The sequence below is a fragment of the Janibacter indicus genome, from assembly GCF_900176385.1.
In the GTDB taxonomy this organism is placed as follows: domain Bacteria; phylum Actinomycetota; class Actinomycetes; order Actinomycetales; family Dermatophilaceae; genus Janibacter; species Janibacter indicus.
Genome location: NZ_FWXN01000001.1, coordinates 253410 through 268974 on the forward strand (window position 1 = coordinate 253410; position 15565 = coordinate 268974).

Here is a 15565-nt window from a genome sequence, read left to right on the forward strand (position 1 = left end):
CCTCGCACAGCCGAAGGGCGCCGCACCCCAGCCGGGGGGCGGCGCCCTTCGTCATGCCGGGAGGCAGGTCACGGCGAGCGCCGCGGCTGCGTCCACGGCAGGAAGAGCCGCGTGACGAAGGGGAGGAAGACGTACGTCATCCACGGGATGGCGATGGCGCAGGTGAGCAGCACGCGGCCCCACGCCGGCCACCCCTCGGTGACCACGGCGAGCACGTAGGTGAGCACCAGGCTCGTGGGGAAGAAGGCGCAAAAGATGACGACCATCTGCTTCCACCGCGGCGGCGGGGGAGGGGCGATGTCGCCCCCGGTCACCTCGTGCGGCTCGTCGAACCACCCCTCGATGCCGGTGCGCGACTCCATCCGGGTCGCCTCGACGAGGCGGGCGGCGGCACCGAGCCACCGGGCCCGCTCGTGGGACTCCTGCCACTGCTCGAGGGCGTCGGCGTCGGCGAAGCGGTAGAGCATGTGCCACTGATCGGACCCGAGCGACGGGCGCACCCACCCCGAGCCGAGGAAGCCGGGGAAGCGCCGCGCGAGGGTGGTCCCGGCGTCGGCCCACACCTGCATGAGGGCCTCGTCCTCCGGGCGGACGGTGCGGGTGATCGAGACGGTGACAGGGGCCGACCGGTCGGCGGGTGCGGTGCTCACGACCGGCAAGGATAAGCGGCCTCGTCATCGTGCGTGCGTCCGCAGGCCTGCACCTGTGGAAGGATCTGAGCGAATCCCCGACCTCGACCCACAGGGAGCACACCCGTGTCCGACGAGACCCCCACCCCCTACCGACGCGTCCTCCTCAAGCTGTCCGGCGAGGCCTTCGGTGGCGGCAAGGTCGGCGTCGCCCCCGACGTCGTGCGCGGCATCGCCGAGCAGATCGCAGCGGCCGTGCGCGAGGGCATCCAGGTCGCGATCGTCGTCGGCGGCGGCAACTTCTTCCGCGGGGCCCAGCTGCAGGAGCAGGGCATGGACCGCACGCGTGCCGACTACATGGGCATGCTCGGCACCGTGATGAACTGTCTGGCCCTCCAGGACTTCCTTGAGGACGCGGGCGTCGACACCCGGGTCCAGACCGCCATCACGATGGGCCAGGTCGCCGAGGCCTACATCCCGCGCCGGGCCATCCGCCACCTCGAGAAGGGCCGGGTCGTGATCTTCGGCGCCGGCGCCGGCATGCCCTTCTTCTCCACCGACACGGTGAGCGCCCAGCGCGCCCTCGAGATCAAGTGCGATGCGGTCCTGATGTCCAAGAACGGCGTCGACGGGGTCTACGACTCCGACCCGCGGACCAACCCCGACGCCCGCAAGCTCGAGCGCGTCACCTACGAGGAGGCCATCCAGCAGGACCTCAAGGTGGTCGACGCCGCGGCCTTCAGCCTCTGCCGGGAGAACGAGCTGCCGATGGTCGTCTTCGGCATGGAGGGCGAGGGCAACGTCACCCGTGCCCTGCTCGGCGAGTCCATCGGCACGGTCGTGCACGCCTGAGTGAGAGACTGACCCCAGACCACCGCGGCGCCGCCGCACGCGAGGCCCCCGTGGCCGGACAGGAGAGGACGCACATGATCGAGGACGCACTGCTCGAGGCCGAGGACAAGATGACCAAGGCCGTCGAGGTGGCCAAGGACAACTTCGCCGGCATCCGCACCGGCCGCGTCAACCCCGGCCTCTTCAGCGGGGTCATGGTCGACTACTACGGGTCGCCGACGCCGCTGCAGCAGCTCGCCTCCTTCGCCACGCCCGAGGCGCGGACGCTGCTCATCACGCCCTTCGACAAGTCGTCGATGGGCGCGATCGAGAGCGCGCTGCGCGACTCCGACCTCGGGGCCAACCCGAGCAACGACGGCACCGTGATCCGGGTGACCATGCCCGAGCTGACGGCCGAGCGCCGCAAGGAGTACATCAAGCTCGCGCACAGCCAGGGCGAGGACGCCAAGGTCTCGATCCGGCACGTCCGCCGGGCGGCCAAGGACACCATCGACAAGCTCGTCAAGGACGGCGAGGTCGGCGAGGACGACGGCACCCGGGGCGAGAAGGAGCTCGACGCGCTGACGAAGAAGTACGTCGAGACCGTCGACTCGCTGCTCAAGGCCAAGGAAGCCGAGCTCTCCGAGGTCTGATGTGACCGAGCCCGAGTTCGCGACCCGTCGCTCCGCCCGCGCGGCCGCGCCCGCGACGGCTCCGGCGCCGACGGGTCGCGCCGGGCGCAACCTGCCGGTCGCCATCGCCACGGGCGTCGGCCTGGGGGCCGCCGCCGCCGCGGCGCTGGTGATCCACCCCGTCGCCTTCGTCGTCGTCATCTGCATCGCCATGGTCGTGGCGGTGTGGGAGATGCGCCAGGCCCTGAGCGAAGGGGGGCTGTTCGCCCCCTTCGTCCCGGTCGCCATCGGGGCGGTGAGCATGACGGTCGCCGCCTACCTGCGCGGAGCCGAGGCGCTGGTCTTCGCCGCCGCCCTGACGCTCGTCGCCACGCTCATCTGGCGGGTGGCCGACGGGCTCTCCGGTGCGCTGCGCGATGTCGGTGCCGGCGCGCTGATCCTGCTCTACCCCTGCCTGCTCGCCGGCTTCGCGGCGCTGATGCTCGCCGAGCCCCAGGGGCAGTGGCGCATCCTCGTCTTCATCCTCATCACGATCTCCTCCGACATCGGCGGTTACGCCTTCGGGGTGCTCTTCGGCAAGCACCCGATGGCGCCCAAGCTCTCGCCCAAGAAGTCCTGGGAGGGCTTCGCCGGGTCGGTCCTCTCGTGCGCCGCCGTCGGGGCGATCGTCATCCCGCTCACCCTCGACGGCCTGTGGTGGCAGGGCGCGATCCTCGGGGCCCTCACCGCCCCGGTCGCGACGATCGGGGACCTCATCGAGTCCAGCCTCAAGCGCAACCTCGGGATCAAGGACATGTCCAACATCCTCCCGGGGCACGGGGGCCTCATGGACCGGCTCGACTCGCTCGTCCTCGTCATCCCGCTCATGTGGGTGGCGCTGCGGATCATCGCCCCGCACTGACGGCCCTGACCGACCTCTGACGGGGTCCCCGACGGCGCCTGACCGCGTGTTCACCCGCGGTCTCTCACCCGGCCCTAGCGTCGCTCGTGCCCGGCACCCGACCGCCAAGGACCCGTCATGCGCCTGCGCACCACCTGCTCCGTCCTCGCCGCCACCGCGGCCACGTCCATCGCGCTGGCGCCGGCGGCGTCGGCCACCGCCGCACCTCCCGGCATCCCCTCGACGGACACCGCCATCAGCCAGCTCGCCGCCCTCCCCGTCGAGACGGAGGGCTCGATGACCGGCTACGACCGCGACGAGTTCAACCACTGGATCGCCGTCGACGGGTGCGACACCCGCGAGACCGTCCTGGCCCGCGACGGCGACGACGTCGAGGTCGGCTCCGACTGCCGCCCCACCTCGGGGGACTGGTACAGCGAGTACGACGGCGAGTACTTCACGGACGGCAGCGACCTCGACATCGACCACGTCGTCCCGCTCGCCGAGGCGTGGCGCTCGGGCGCCGACTCGTGCTCGGACCAGGAGCGGGAGGACTTCGCCAACGACCTCGAGGGTCCGCAGCTCATCGCGGTCTCGGCCTCGTCCAACCGGTCGAAGGGGGACCAGGACCCGTCGACGTGGTGGCCGACCCGCACGACCTACGCGTGCACCTACGCGAAGATGTGGGTCGCGACGAAGTACCGCTGGGGCCTGGCCCTGCAGACGGCGGAGAAGACCGCGCTGAGCACCCGACTCGAGAGCTGCTGACGACGATGAGCCGTACGAGCACCTTCACTGCCCGACCCGGTGGCGTGACCACGCGCGAGGTCGGCACCATCACCGGCCGCATCGAGCTCGAGACGGGCGAGCAGGACGGGGTGGTCGTCGCCCGGGTGCGCTACGAGGGAGCCGACGAGTGGTACCACCTCGCGGACCAGCCGAGCGTCGGCAGCGCCGAGGCGGTGCACGAAGCCCTCGTCGGCGCGCTCTCCGGTCCGGATCCTGCCCCGGCGCCCGGCGAGGCTGCACACGGCGAGGGCCGGGGGCGCGACGCCGCCGACCCGGCAGCGGGCAGCTTTGGTGGGGCACGCTCCTGACCTGAGATGATGGTCGGGATGACCGACCTGCCCACGCCCTCGACCGCCCGCCCGGCGCCCGGCCAGCTGACGATGACCGCGCCCCGGCGCGGCAAGCCGCCGCGCCATCTCGCCGACCTCGACCTCGCCGGTCGGGTCGAGTGGGCCAAGGAGCTCGGTCTGCCGGGCTTTCGCGCCAAGCAGCTGTCGACGCACTACTTCGCCCACCACACCGACGACCCCGAGCAGATGACCGATCTGCCCAAGGCAGCCCGTGACGAGCTCGCCGCCGCGATGCTCCCGCGCCTGCTCGCACCGGTGCGCACGATCACCGCCGACCGTGGCGCGACCCTGAAGTCGGTCTGGCGCCTCCACGACGGCGCCCTCGTCGAGTCGGTCCTCATGCGCTACCCCCGGCGGGCGACCATCTGCATCTCCAGCCAAGCCGGATGCGGGATGAACTGCCCCTTCTGCGCCACCGGCCAGGAGGGCCTGACGCGCAACATGTCGACGGCCGAGATCGTCGACCAGGTCGTCGCTGCCAACCGGCTGCTGGCCGAGGCCGGCGACCTGCCGCTGGGTGACGAGGCCGGCGCCGCGCTCGGGGCCGAGGCCGATGACGAAGGGGAGTCCCTCCCTTCGTCCTCCGGTCGCCGGGTCACCAACGTCGTCTTCATGGGCATGGGGGAGGCGCTGGCCAACTACAAGGCCGCGATCGGTGCCATCCGCCGGATGGTCGACCCCTCGCCCGAGGGGCTGGGCATGAGTGCCCGCGGCATCACGATGTCGTCGGTCGGGCTGGTCACCGGCATCGACCGACTCACCGAGGAGGGCATCCCGGTGACGCTCGCGCTGTCGCTGCACGCGCCCGACGACGAGCTGCGCGACGAGCTCGTGCCGATCAACACCCGCTTCAAGGTCGACGAGGCGATCGACGCCGCCCACCGCTACTACCTGCGCACCGGGCGGCGGGTGAGCATCGAGTACGCGCTGATCCGCGACATCAACGACCAGGCGTGGCGCGCAGACCTCCTCGGCAAGAAGCTCACCGCCCGCGGCAAGGGCTGGGTGCACGTCAATCCGATCCCGCTCAACCCGACGCCGGGCTCGAAGTGGACCGCGTCGCGGCGGGGCGTCGAGCAGCAGTTCGTCGAGCGGCTGCGCGCCCACGGCATCCCGACGACGGTGCGCGACACCCGTGGCAGCGACATCGACGGGGCCTGCGGCCAGCTCGCGGCGGCCACGGCATGAGCACGGCGACCCCGGGCGGCCTCGGCCGCGAGATCGTCCTGACCCTGAGCGGCCCCGACCGGCGCGGCATCGTCCACGCGGTGACCGGCGCGATGGTCGGGCTAGACCTCAACATCCTCGACAGCCAGCAGTTCGGCGACCCGTCGACGGGGGAGTTCCACCTGCGGATGCACCTGCAGGCCGATGCCCCGATCGACGTCGACCGACTCGAGGCCGAGCGCCAGCGGATCGTGGCCGAGCTCGGCGTCGACGTCGACGTCCACGACCCGCACGAGCCCCACCGGCTGCTCATCATGGTCAGCCGCCAGGGGCACGTGCTCAACGACCTGCTCTTCCGGGTGCGCACCGGCCAGCTCAACGTCGTCGTGCCGGCGGTCGTGTCCAACCACGAGGACTTCCGGGCCGAGGTCGAGTGGCACGGCATCCCCTTCCACCACGTGCCGGTGACGCGCGAGACCAAGCCGCAGGCCGAGGCACGGCTGCGCGAGATCATCGAGACCGAGCGGGTCGAGACCGTGGCGCTCGCGCGCTACATGCAGGTGCTCTCCGAGGACCTCTGCGCCGACTTCCCCGGTCGGATCATCAACATCCACCACTCGTTGCTGCCCTCCTTCAAGGGGGCGCGGCCCTACTCGCAGGCCCACGAGCGCGGGGTCAAGGTCATCGGGGCCACGGCCCACTACGTGACCTCCGACCTCGACGAGGGCCCGATCATCGAGCAGGACTTCCGCCGGGTCGACCACCGGATGTCCCCGGCGCAGCTCGCCGCGACGGGTGCCGAGCTCGAGGCGATGGCCTTCGCCCGCGCCCTGCGCTGGCACGTCGAGCGCCGGGTCGTCCTGCGCGGCCGGCGCACGATCGTCTTCGACTGATCTCCCTTCGCATCGCCGTTGGGTCATGCGACGGGGGCAGGTCTCGCCACTCCCGCTCGTCATCGACTCGGTGCTAAGGTCAGCCGAGCAGGAGTGCCGCCGCCTCCTCGGGCGTCTCGACGAGGTGCAGCACCTCGCCGAGGGGGCGGCCGGCCCCCAGCGCCCGCAGCGCGGGCCACACCGGCACGGTCTCGGTCCAGTGCTCGAGGCCGACGAGCACGAGCGGCGGCAGCGGCTCACCCTCGGGCGCGTAGTACAGCGGCGTGCACGCCTGGAAGATCTCCTGCACCGTGCCCGCCGCGCCCGGCAGCACGACGAGCCCGCCGGCGCTCTGCGCGAGCAGCACGTCCTCGCGCAGCGCATTGGAGAAGTACTTGGCGATGCCGTCGCAGAAGACATTGGGTGGCTCGTGCCCGTAGAACCACGTCGGGATGCCGTAGCTGCGGGCCGGGCCGTCGCCGGCCCCAAGATCATCGCGCACCTGCAGCGCCAGCTCGGCCCAGGCCTCGACCGACGGGCGGAAGCTCGGCACGGCGGACAGTCGACCGAGGGCCGTCTCGACGGCGTCGGCGGTCGGGGCGAGTGCGCCGAGGTTGGCCGCCTCCATGGCCCCCGGGCCACCACCGGTGAGCACGACGCGACCGGCGTCGGCCAGCGCGTGGCCGAGGCGGGCGGCGTCGGCGTAGTCGCTGCTCCCGCGCTCCAGCGCGTGCCCGCCCATCACCCCGACGACGTCGAGTCCGTGCAGCGCCTCGACGAGCGCGTCCTGCACCGCGTCGTCGTGGACCGCCCGCAGCAGCGTCGCCCAGGCGTCGTGCTGGGTGCGCGCCTCACGGCTCCACGCGTAGGCGCGGGCGTCGACCGTGCTCGGGTAGCCGGCGGTCTCGAGTCCGCCGTAGAGGTCGAAGGGGGAGTACAGCCGCGCGCGGAAGGGCTCGACCGGGCAGGTCGGGTCGGGCGGGATGATCACCGCGCCACGCGCGACGAGGTCGCGGGCGAGCTCGTCGGGCACCCGACCACCGAGCACGACGAGGCCGCGCACGTCGGCGCGGGCGAGGTGTGCGGCGTGGGGCTCGAGGTCCAGGCCCTGCAGGCGCCAGCCGGCGAGCGGGGTGCCCGAGGCGGTGAGGCGACGCAGACCCCCTTCGTCGTGGACCTCGCGGTAGGCGGGGTGGTCCGGCCGGCGGCCCAACCGGTCGCGCAGGGGGTGGCGGCGGGTCTCCCGAGTCATGCCGACAACCTTGCCAGCCGCCCTGACTTCGCGGCGTCGACCGACCAGGACGGCAATGCGAGCTTCTCCAACTACGGCTCGGTCGTCGAGGGCTATGCCCCCGGCCAGGACATCGAGTCGACCGTGCCCGGCGGCGGCACCGACACCTACAGCGGTACGTCGATGGCCAGCCCGCACATCGCCGGCGGGGCCGCCCTCTACCTCGAGGGCAACGCGGGGGCGACGCCCGACGCGGTGAGCCAGGGGCTGCAGGACGCGTCGGTCGACGCGATCACCGACGCGCCGTCCGGCACGCCGACCGGCCTGCTCCAGGTGGCCGCCGGCTGATCCGAGGTGGGACAGCCAGCGGGCCCGCCCCCTTCGTCACGAAGGGGGCGGGCCCGCTGCTCGTCAGGAGGCTGCATTGCCGTACGGCAATGCAAGGTCGGGGGGTCGGGAGGCTGCATTGCCGTAGGGCAATGCAGCCTCGGGGTCAGAGATGGTTGGGGGCCTCGGTGAGGACCGTGCGCAGCCGCTGCTCGATGTCGTCGAACTCGGCCTGGCCGATCGTCAGCGGGGGAGCGAGCTGGACGACCGGGTCGCCGCGGTCGTCGGCGCGGCAGTACAGGCCCGCGTCGAAGAGCGCCTTGGACAGGTAGCCGCGCAGCATCGACTCCGACTCTGCGGCATTGAAGGTCTCGCGGGTCGCCTTGTCCTTGACCAGCTCGATCCCGTAGAAGTAGCCCTCGCCGCGCACGTCGCCGACGATCGGCAGGTCGAGCAGCCGCTCGAGGGTGCGGCGGAAGGCCGGAGCATTTTCCTTCACGTGGGCGTTGAGGCCCTCGCGCTCGAAGATGTCGAGGTTGGCCAGGGCGACGGCCGCGCTCACCGGGTGACCACCGAAGGTGTAGCCGTGGGCGAAGCTGTTGGTCCCGCTCTTGTACGGCTCGAAGAGCCGGTCGCTCGCGATCATCGCGCCGATGGGGGAGTAGCCGGAGGTCATCCCCTTGGCGCAGGTGATGATGTCGGGCGTGTAGCCGAAGTCCTCGCAGGCGAACATCGAGCCGATCCGGCCGAAGGCGCAGATGACCTCGTCGGAGACGAGCAGCACGTCGTACTCGTCGCAGATCTCGCGCACCCGCTCGAAGTAGCCGGGGGGCGGCGGGAAGCAGCCACCGGCATTCTGGACCGGCTCGAGGAAGACGGCGGCGACGGTGTCGGGACCCTCGAACTCGATCGCCTCGGCGATGCGGTCGGCGGCCCAGCGGCCGAAGGCCTTGGGGTCGTCGCGCAGGTCCTCGGAGGCGCGGTAGATGTTGGTGTTGGACACCTTGTGGGCACCCGGCACGAGCGGCTCGAAGTCCTCCTTGAGCGGCGGCAGGCCGGTGATCGACAGGGCGCCGTGGGGGGTGCCGTGGTAGGCGATCGAGCGGGAGATGACCTTGTGCTTCTTCGGCTTGCCGGTGAGCTTGAAGTACTGCTTGGCCAGCTTCCACGCGGACTCGACGGCCTCGCCGCCGCCGGTGGTGAAGAAGACCCGGTTGAGGTCGCCGGGGGCACCCGCAGCGAGACGCTCGGCGAGCTCGATCGCCGCCGGGTGGGCGTAGGACCAGATGGGGAAGAAGGCCAGCTTTTCGGCCTGCTTGAGCGCGGTCTCGGCGAGCTCGGTGCGGCCGTGGCCGACCTGGACGACGAAGAGGCCGGCGAGGCCGTCGATGTACTCGCGCCCGGTGTCGTCCCAGATCTTGTGCCCCTCGCCGCGGACGATCGTCGGGACGTGCCCACCCTCCTCGTAGACGGAGTGGCGGGTGAAGTGCATCCACAGGTGGTCGCGGGCGGCCTGCTGCAGGTCGGTGCCTCGAGCAGTACGGGAGGTGGTGCCGTGTTCGGTGGTCATCTGGTCCCCCAGTTGTAGTGCTGCTTGTTGAGCTTGAGATAGACGAAGGTCTCGGTGGAGCGCACGCCCGGCAGGGTGCGGATGCGCTCGGTGAGCAGGCTGAGCAGGTGCGCGTCGTCCTCGCAGACGACCTCGACGAGCAGGTCGAAGCTCCCGGCGGTGGTCACGACGTAGTCGACCTCGGGGATCTCGGCGAGAGCATCGCCGACCGGCCCCATGTCGCCGTCGACGGTCAGGCCGATCATGGCCTGGCGGCGAAAGCCCACCTGGAGCGGGTCGGTGACCGCGACGATCTGCATGAGACCACCGTCGATGAGCCGGCCGACCCGCTGGCGCACCGCGGCCTCGGAGAGGCCGACGGCCCGGCCGATCGTCGCGTAGGACTGGCGGCCGTCCTCCTGGAGGTGCTCGATGATCTGCTTGCTCATCTCGTCGAGCGGAGCAGGGGTGGTCATGGCGCCATCGTGGCGTGATCCCGGTCGCATGGCAAGCCGAGCGCGACGAAATCCGCACGAAACGCCGGCGATCGCTGATGTTTTCACAAATCTGAGTGCCAAAGCCTGTCGATTTCGTCGACGGCGCACTATCGTCTGGGTCACATTCCCGATCGGAAGGACCCAGTCGTGACCCAGCCCCGGACCCTGCGCAACTTCATCGGTGGCGAGTACGTCGACGCCACCGGCGATGCGAGCATCGATCTGGTCAACCCCGCGACCGGGCAGGTCGTCGCCCACGCTCCTGTCTCCACGCAGGCCGATGTCGACGCGGCCTACGCCAGCGCCGAGGCCGGCTTCGCCGAGTGGTCCGAGGCGACGCCGGGCGAGCGGCAGAGCGCGCTGCTCAAGTTCGCCGATGCCCTCGAGTCCCGCGCCGACGACCTCATCCGGCTCGAAGGGGAGAACACCGGCAAGCCGCACGCCCTCACCGCCACCGAGGAGGTGCCGGTCATGTGCGACCAGCTGCGCTTCTTCGCCGGTGCCGCCCGCGTGCTCGAGGGCCGCGCCTCCGCCGAGTACATGAAGGGCCACACGAGCTGGATCCGCCGCGAGCCCATCGGCGTCGTCGGCCAGGTGACCCCGTGGAACTACCCGATGATGATGGCCGCGTGGAAGATCGGCCCCGCGCTGGCCGCCGGCAACTCGATCGTCCTCAAGCCGAGCGACACCACGCCCGAGACCACCCTGCTCATGGCAGAGGTCGCCAGCGAGTTCCTTCCCGCCGGCACCTTCAACGTCATCACCGGTGACCGCGACACCGGCCGCATGGTCGTCGAGCACGACACCCCCGGCCTCGTCGCGATCACCGGCTCGGTGCGTGCCGGTGTCGAGGTCGCCGCCTCCGCGGCGCGCAACCTCAAGCGGGCCCACCTCGAGCTCGGCGGCAAGGCGCCGGTCGTCGTCTTCGATGACGCCGACATCGAGGCCGCGGTCGAGGGCATCGCCACGGCCGGCTACTTCAACGCCGGCCAGGACTGCACCGCCGCGACCCGCGTGCTCGCCGCCCCCGGCATCCACGACGACTTCGTCGCCGCCCTGGCCGAGTACGCCCGCGACAACGCCAAGGTCGGCATGCCCGACGACGCCGACGCGCTCCTCGGCCCGGTCAACAACAGCAACCAGCTGGCCAAGGTCGCCGGCTTCATCGACCGGCTGCCCGACCATGCCAACCTCGCGCAGGGCGGCGAGCGACTCACCGCGATGGGCGAGGGCTTCTTCTACGCGCCCACCGTCGTCTCCGGCCTGCAGCAGGACGACGAGGCGATCCAGGACGAGATCTTCGGACCGGTCATCACCGTCCAGCGATTCACCGACGAGGACCAGGCCGTCGCCTGGGCCAACGGTGTCGAGTACGGCCTGGCGTCGTCGGTGTGGACCAAGGACTTCGGGCGCGCGATGCGCATGAGCAAGCGCCTCGACTTCGGCTGCGTCTGGATCAACACCCACATCCCGCTCGTCGCCGAGATGCCGCACGGCGGCTTCAAGAAGTCCGGCTACGGCAAGGACCTGTCGATGTACGGCTTCGAGGACTACACCCGGGTCAAGCACGTCATGGCCAACATCGAGAGCTGACCGGCTCCTCGCCGGCGGCACACCCCCTTCGTCCCTCCTCACGGAAGCGAGGTCCGAGATGGACCGCCTCCGGCGACCTGCCGACCCCAGAACCGCCGCGCTGATCCGGGCCGCGCAGGCCTCGGCCCGCTCGCGCGGCTCCTTCCAGCCGAGCCGACGCACGATGCTCGGGGCCGGCGCCCTCGGGCTCGGGGCCACCCTCCTCGCAGGGTGCGCCCCGCCCGAGCCGCCGGCCGGCGGCGTCGCCGAGCTCGACCTGCCCGAGGACCGGTCCGAGCGGGAGAAGACGGTGCGGTGGGCCAACTGGACCGCCTATCTCGACATGGACGACGCGGGCAAGACCTACCCGACGCTCACCGCCTTCGAGAAGCAGACCGGCATCAAGGTCTCCTACACCGAGGACGTCGACGACAACGACACCTACTTCAACAAGATCGCGCCGCAGCTGCGGGCCAAGCAGGACATCAACCGTGACATCTTCACCTTCACCGACTGGATGGCCAACCGGATCATCCGCGAGGGGCTGTGCCAGCCGCTCGAGCTGATCCAGATGCCCAATGCGAGCAACCTCCTGGCCCCGCTCAAGGACGTCTCCTTCGACCCCGGCCGGCAGTTCTCCCTCACCTGGCAGTCCGGCTTCGCCGGCATCGGCTACCACAAGGGCAAGGTCGGCCGGGAGCTCAAGGCGATCGAGGACCTGTGGGCCGACGACCTCAAGGGCCGCATCTCGGTGCTCAGCGAGTTCCGCGACACCCTCGGCCTGATCATGCAGTCGCAGGGCGTCGACCCCTCCGGTGACTTCGACCAGGCCGCCTTCGAGGCGGCGATCGGTGAGATCGACAAGCGCCTCACCGAGGGCTACATCCGCCGGGTCAAGGGCAACAGCTATCTCAACGACCTCAAGAGCGGCAATGCCGTGGCCGGCATCGTCTGGTCCGGTGACCTCTTCGTCCTGCGGGCCGAGACCGAGGACGACGACTGGGAGTTCGTCATCCCCGAGTCCGGCGGGATGCTCTGGAGCGACAACCTCATGGTGCCGATCACGAGCCACCACCGGCGCAATGCCCAGCAGGTCATGGACTACTACTACGACCCCAAAGTGGCCGCCGAGGTCGCCGCGTGGGTCAACTACATCTGCCCCGTCGAGGGCGCCCGGGCGGCGATGGAAAAGATCGACCCCGACCTCGCGGAGTCGCCCTTCATCTTCCCGAGCGAGGACTACATCGCCGACCACGACATCGTCGGCTTCAGGGCACTGTCCTCCCAGGAGGACGCGGACTACAGCGCGCTGTGGGCGAAGGCGGTGGGCAACTGATGGGCCTGTTCACACGATCCTCGGCCGGTGGTGTCCGCGAGGCCAAGGGAGATCTCGTCCTGGAATCGGTGACCAAGACCTTCGGGGACTTCACCGCCGTCGACGACCTCGACCTGCGGGTGCCGCGCGGTTCCTTCTTCGCCCTGCTCGGCCCCTCGGGCTGCGGCAAGACGACGACCCTGCGGATGGTGGCCGGCCTCGAGCAGCCCTCTGCCGGAAGGGTGCTCATCGGCGACACCGACCTCACCGGCTCGCGTCCCTACGAGCGCCCGGTCAACACCGTCTTCCAGAGCTATGCGCTCTTCCCGCACCTGAGCATCCGCGACAACGTCGCCTTCGGACCGAAGCGCCGCGGCGAGGGTGACGCAGTCCGCCTCGCCGACGAGGCGCTCGAGCTGGTCCAGATGGCCCACCTGGCCGGGCGTCGCCCCGCGCAGCTCTCCGGCGGCCAGCAGCAGCGCGTGGCCCTCGCCCGGGCGATCGTCAACCGCCCGGAGGTGCTGCTGCTCGACGAGCCGCTCGGTGCCCTCGACCTGAAGCTGCGGCGCCAGATGCAGGTCGAGCTCAAGCGGATCCAGACCGAGGTCGGCCTGACCTTCATCCACGTCACCCACGACCAGGAGGAGGCCATGACGATGGCCGACACGGTCGCGGTGATGAACAAGGGGCGCATCGAGCAGATGGGTGCCCCCGAGGAGCTCTACGACCTGCCGGGCACCGCCTTCGTCGCCGGCTTCGTCGGGCAGTCCAACCTCGTGCCCGCGACGGTCACCGGCAGCGACGGTGACCACCTCGTCGCCGACGCGGCGGGCACGACCGTGCGGGTGCCGCGCTCGCGGGCCGCGGTGACCGAGGGACAGGTGCTCTTCGGCGTCCGTCCCGAAAAGGTGCGGCTGCACCCCCTTCGGCCCGAGTCGGCAGGGAGCGACGTGCGGGCGACGGTCACCGACGTCTCCTTCACCGGCGTCGCCACCCAGTACCTCGTCACGGTGCCCTCGGGCGGCCAGTGGTCGGTCTACGAGCAAAATCTCGACGTCGAGCCGCAGTCGACCCGGCCGGGCGACGAGGTCTGGCTGTCGTGGAACCCCGCCCACGCCTTCGTCGTGGCCGCCGACGACGTGCCCGAAGGGGCGGAGGGCAAGGCCTTCATCGCCACCGCGGGGGAGGCATCGTGACCACCTCGACGGCGGGCGGACCCCCGTCGGCCGCAGTCGATCCCGACGTCGTCGAGGGCCGGCGCTCCCGCCGGATCGCCTACCTGCTGCTCCTGCCGGGCGTGCTGTGGCTCGTCGTCTTCTTCGTCGTGCCCGTCGTGCAGCTCTTCACCGTCAGCCTGCAGAGCGACTACCCGGGGGCGCCCGGCTACTACTACCGCGACGTCAACTTCTCCAACTACGTCGACGCGCTCGTGGAGTTCTGGCCGCACATGCTGCGCTCGCTGCTCTTCGGGGCCCTGGCGACCTTCTTCGCCTTCGTCCTGGCCTACCCGCTCGCCTATGCGATGGCCTTCAAGGCGGGTCGGTGGCGCTCGGTGATGCTCATCTGCGTCATCGCGCCCTTCTTCACCTCCTTCATCCTGCGGACCATCGCCTGGCGGCAGATCCTCGCCGACGACGGCGTCGTCGCCAGCGTGCTCACCTCGCTGCACCTGCTCCCCGGCGGGCGGATCACCGAGACCTGGGTGGCGGTCGTCGCGGGCCTGACCTACAACTTCCTGCCCTTCATGGTGCTGCCGATCTACGCCTCGCTCGAGCGCGCCGACCCGCGGGTCATCGAGGCCGGCGGCGACCTCTACGCGAGCGGCCTGACGACCTTCGCGCGGGTGACGCTGCCGATGTCGATGCCGGGCGTGCTCGCCGGCACGCTGCTCACCTTCATCCCTGCCTCCGGCGACTACGTCAACGCCGAGCTGCTCGGCTCCGACCGAAGTACCAAGATGGTCGGCAACGTCATCGAGAGCCAGTTCTTCAAGGTGCCGGGCGGCTACGACACCGCTGCGGCGCTGAGCTTCACGCTCATGGCGATGATCCTCGTGCTCGTCTTCTTCTACGTCCGGCGCTTCGGCACCGAGGAGCTGGTCTGAGATGCGCACCGTGACCCGCTGGATCGGCGACCGCTTCGCGATGATCGCCGCGCTCCTCGTGCTCTTCTACCTCTTCCTGCCGGTCCTCTACACCTTCATCTTCAGCTTCAACGACTACCGCAAGTCCAACATCACGTGGAACTCCAACGCCGGCCCGACGCTCAAGCACTGGCAGAACCCGTGCGGCGCCCCCGGCATCTGCGACTCGCTGGCCACCTCGCTGCAGGTGGGGCTGCTCGCGACCCTCGTCGCGACGGTGCTCGGCACGATGATCGCCTTCGCGATGGTGCGGCACCGTTTCCGTGGTAAGTCCGCGAGCAATGTCCTGGTCTTCGTGCCGATGGCCACGCCCGAGATCGTCCTCGGCGCGAGCCTGCTGACGATCTTCGTGCAGGGCTTCTCGCAGGTCGGTCTGCGGCTGGGCTTCTGGACGATCGTCATCGCGCACATCATGTTCTGCCTGAGCTTCGTCGTCGTCACCGTCCGGGCGCGGCTGCAGAGCCTCGACCCGCGGATGGAGGAGGCCGCCCAGGACCTCTACGCGGGCCCCGGCGACACCTTCTGGCGGGTGACGCTGCCGCTCGTGCTGCCGGGCATCGTCGGCGCGGCGATGCTCGCCTTCAGCCTGAGCTTCGACGACTTCATCATCACCAACTTCGTCTCGGGTGACACGAGCACCTTCCCGAAGTTCGTCTACGTCAGCTACCTGCGCGGCATCCCGGCGCAGGCCAATGTCATCGGCTTCTCGCTCTTCGTCATCGCGGTCCTGCTGGTCGTGGTGGGCCAGCGCGTGGCGAGCAGCCGGACCTCGAAGTGAGTC

17 protein-coding genes are annotated in these 15565 nt (G+C 70.5%); 13 read left to right on the forward strand and 4 right to left on the reverse strand.

What is annotated here, in order from left to right:
• Positions 1–68 precede the first annotated feature (68 nt).
• Positions 69–650, reverse strand: coding sequence for an antibiotic biosynthesis monooxygenase (locus B9B60_RS01210; protein WP_327078563.1), 582 nt, complete (start codon positions 648–650; stop codon positions 69–71).
• Positions 651–755: 105 nt separating this feature from the next.
• Here B9B60_RS01210 and pyrH point away from each other — a divergent pair, with 105 nt between their 5' ends.
• From pyrH to purU, 7 genes are all read left to right on the forward strand, one after another.
• Positions 756–1481 (forward strand): UMP kinase, encoded by a 726-nt coding sequence (gene pyrH, locus B9B60_RS01215; RefSeq protein WP_084449486.1) that lies wholly within the window; start codon positions 756–758, stop codon positions 1479–1481.
• 74 nt (positions 1482–1555) lie between these two features.
• Positions 1556–2113 (forward strand): ribosome recycling factor, encoded by a 558-nt coding sequence (gene frr, locus B9B60_RS01220; RefSeq protein ID WP_072624147.1) that lies wholly within the window; start codon positions 1556–1558, stop codon positions 2111–2113.
• 1 nt (position 2114) lies between these two features.
• On the forward strand, positions 2115–2993 hold the full coding sequence (locus B9B60_RS01225; RefSeq protein WP_084449487.1) for a phosphatidate cytidylyltransferase: 879 nt from the start codon (positions 2115–2117) through the stop codon (positions 2991–2993).
• A 117-nt stretch (positions 2994–3110) separates the two neighbouring features.
• Entirely contained in the window at positions 3111–3740 is a 630-nt protein-coding gene (locus tag B9B60_RS01230; protein ID WP_084449488.1) for an HNH endonuclease family protein, read from the forward strand.
• A 5-nt stretch (positions 3741–3745) separates the two neighbouring features.
• Positions 3746–4069, forward strand: coding sequence for a hypothetical protein (locus tag B9B60_RS01235; protein ID WP_143445379.1), 324 nt, complete (start codon positions 3746–3748; stop codon positions 4067–4069).
• 18 nt (positions 4070–4087) lie between these two features.
• Positions 4088–5299, forward strand: coding sequence for a 23S rRNA (adenine(2503)-C(2))-methyltransferase RlmN (gene rlmN / locus B9B60_RS01240; protein ID WP_084449595.1), 1212 nt, complete (start codon positions 4088–4090; stop codon positions 5297–5299).
• Positions 5296–6171, forward strand: coding sequence for a formyltetrahydrofolate deformylase (purU, locus tag B9B60_RS01245; RefSeq protein ID WP_084449489.1), 876 nt, complete (start codon positions 5296–5298; stop codon positions 6169–6171). Before rlmN ends, purU begins: the two co-directional genes overlap by 4 nt.
• A 79-nt stretch (positions 6172–6250) precedes the next feature.
• Here the strand turns inward: purU and B9B60_RS16760 are convergent, their stop codons facing one another.
• Entirely contained in the window at positions 6251–7402 is a 1152-nt protein-coding gene (locus B9B60_RS16760; protein ID WP_223277784.1) for an SLOG cluster 4 domain-containing protein, read from the reverse strand.
• On the opposite strand from B9B60_RS16760, the gene B9B60_RS16765 reads away from it, so the two are divergent.
• Complete coding sequence (locus tag B9B60_RS16765) at positions 7379–7729, forward strand: S8 family serine peptidase (RefSeq protein WP_200811100.1); 351 nt, start codon at positions 7379–7381, stop codon at positions 7727–7729. The two genes, B9B60_RS16760 and B9B60_RS16765, sit on opposite strands and share 24 nt — an antisense overlap.
• A 145-nt stretch (positions 7730–7874) precedes the next feature.
• Here B9B60_RS16765 and B9B60_RS01255 read toward each other — a convergent pair whose 3' ends face one another.
• The gene (locus B9B60_RS01255; protein ID WP_084449491.1) at positions 7875–9278 is read right to left on the reverse strand and encodes an aspartate aminotransferase family protein; all 1404 of its coding nucleotides are present in this window, start codon (positions 9276–9278) and stop codon (positions 7875–7877) included.
• Positions 9275–9733, reverse strand: coding sequence for an Lrp/AsnC family transcriptional regulator (locus tag B9B60_RS01260; protein ID WP_185221842.1), 459 nt, complete (start codon positions 9731–9733; stop codon positions 9275–9277). The genes B9B60_RS01255 and B9B60_RS01260 overlap by 4 nt, the downstream gene beginning before the upstream one ends.
• A gap of 168 nt (positions 9734–9901) precedes the next feature.
• Between B9B60_RS01260 and B9B60_RS01265 the strand changes: the two genes are divergently transcribed.
• The 5 genes from B9B60_RS01265 to B9B60_RS01285 are packed head-to-tail and all read left to right on the forward strand — an operon-like array spanning position 9902 to position 15562.
• Entirely contained in the window at positions 9902–11347 is a 1446-nt protein-coding gene (locus tag B9B60_RS01265; protein WP_084449492.1) for a gamma-aminobutyraldehyde dehydrogenase, read from the forward strand.
• Positions 11348–11405: 58 nt separating this feature from the next.
• The gene (locus B9B60_RS01270; protein WP_084449493.1) at positions 11406–12662 is read left to right on the forward strand and encodes a polyamine ABC transporter substrate-binding protein; all 1257 of its coding nucleotides are present in this window, start codon (positions 11406–11408) and stop codon (positions 12660–12662) included.
• Complete coding sequence (locus B9B60_RS01275; protein ID WP_084449494.1) at positions 12662–13837, forward strand: ABC transporter ATP-binding protein; 1176 nt, start codon at positions 12662–12664, stop codon at positions 13835–13837. Before B9B60_RS01270 ends, B9B60_RS01275 begins: the two co-directional genes overlap by 1 nt.
• The gene (locus B9B60_RS01280; RefSeq protein ID WP_084449495.1) at positions 13834–14745 is read left to right on the forward strand and encodes an ABC transporter permease; all 912 of its coding nucleotides are present in this window, start codon (positions 13834–13836) and stop codon (positions 14743–14745) included. The genes B9B60_RS01275 and B9B60_RS01280 overlap by 4 nt, the downstream gene beginning before the upstream one ends.
• A 1-nt stretch (position 14746) precedes the next feature.
• Positions 14747–15562 carry an ABC transporter permease gene (locus B9B60_RS01285; RefSeq protein ID WP_084449496.1) on the forward strand — a complete coding sequence of 272 codons (816 nt, stop codon included), beginning with the start codon at positions 14747–14749 and terminating at the stop codon, positions 15560–15562.
• Positions 15563–15565 lie beyond the last annotated feature (3 nt).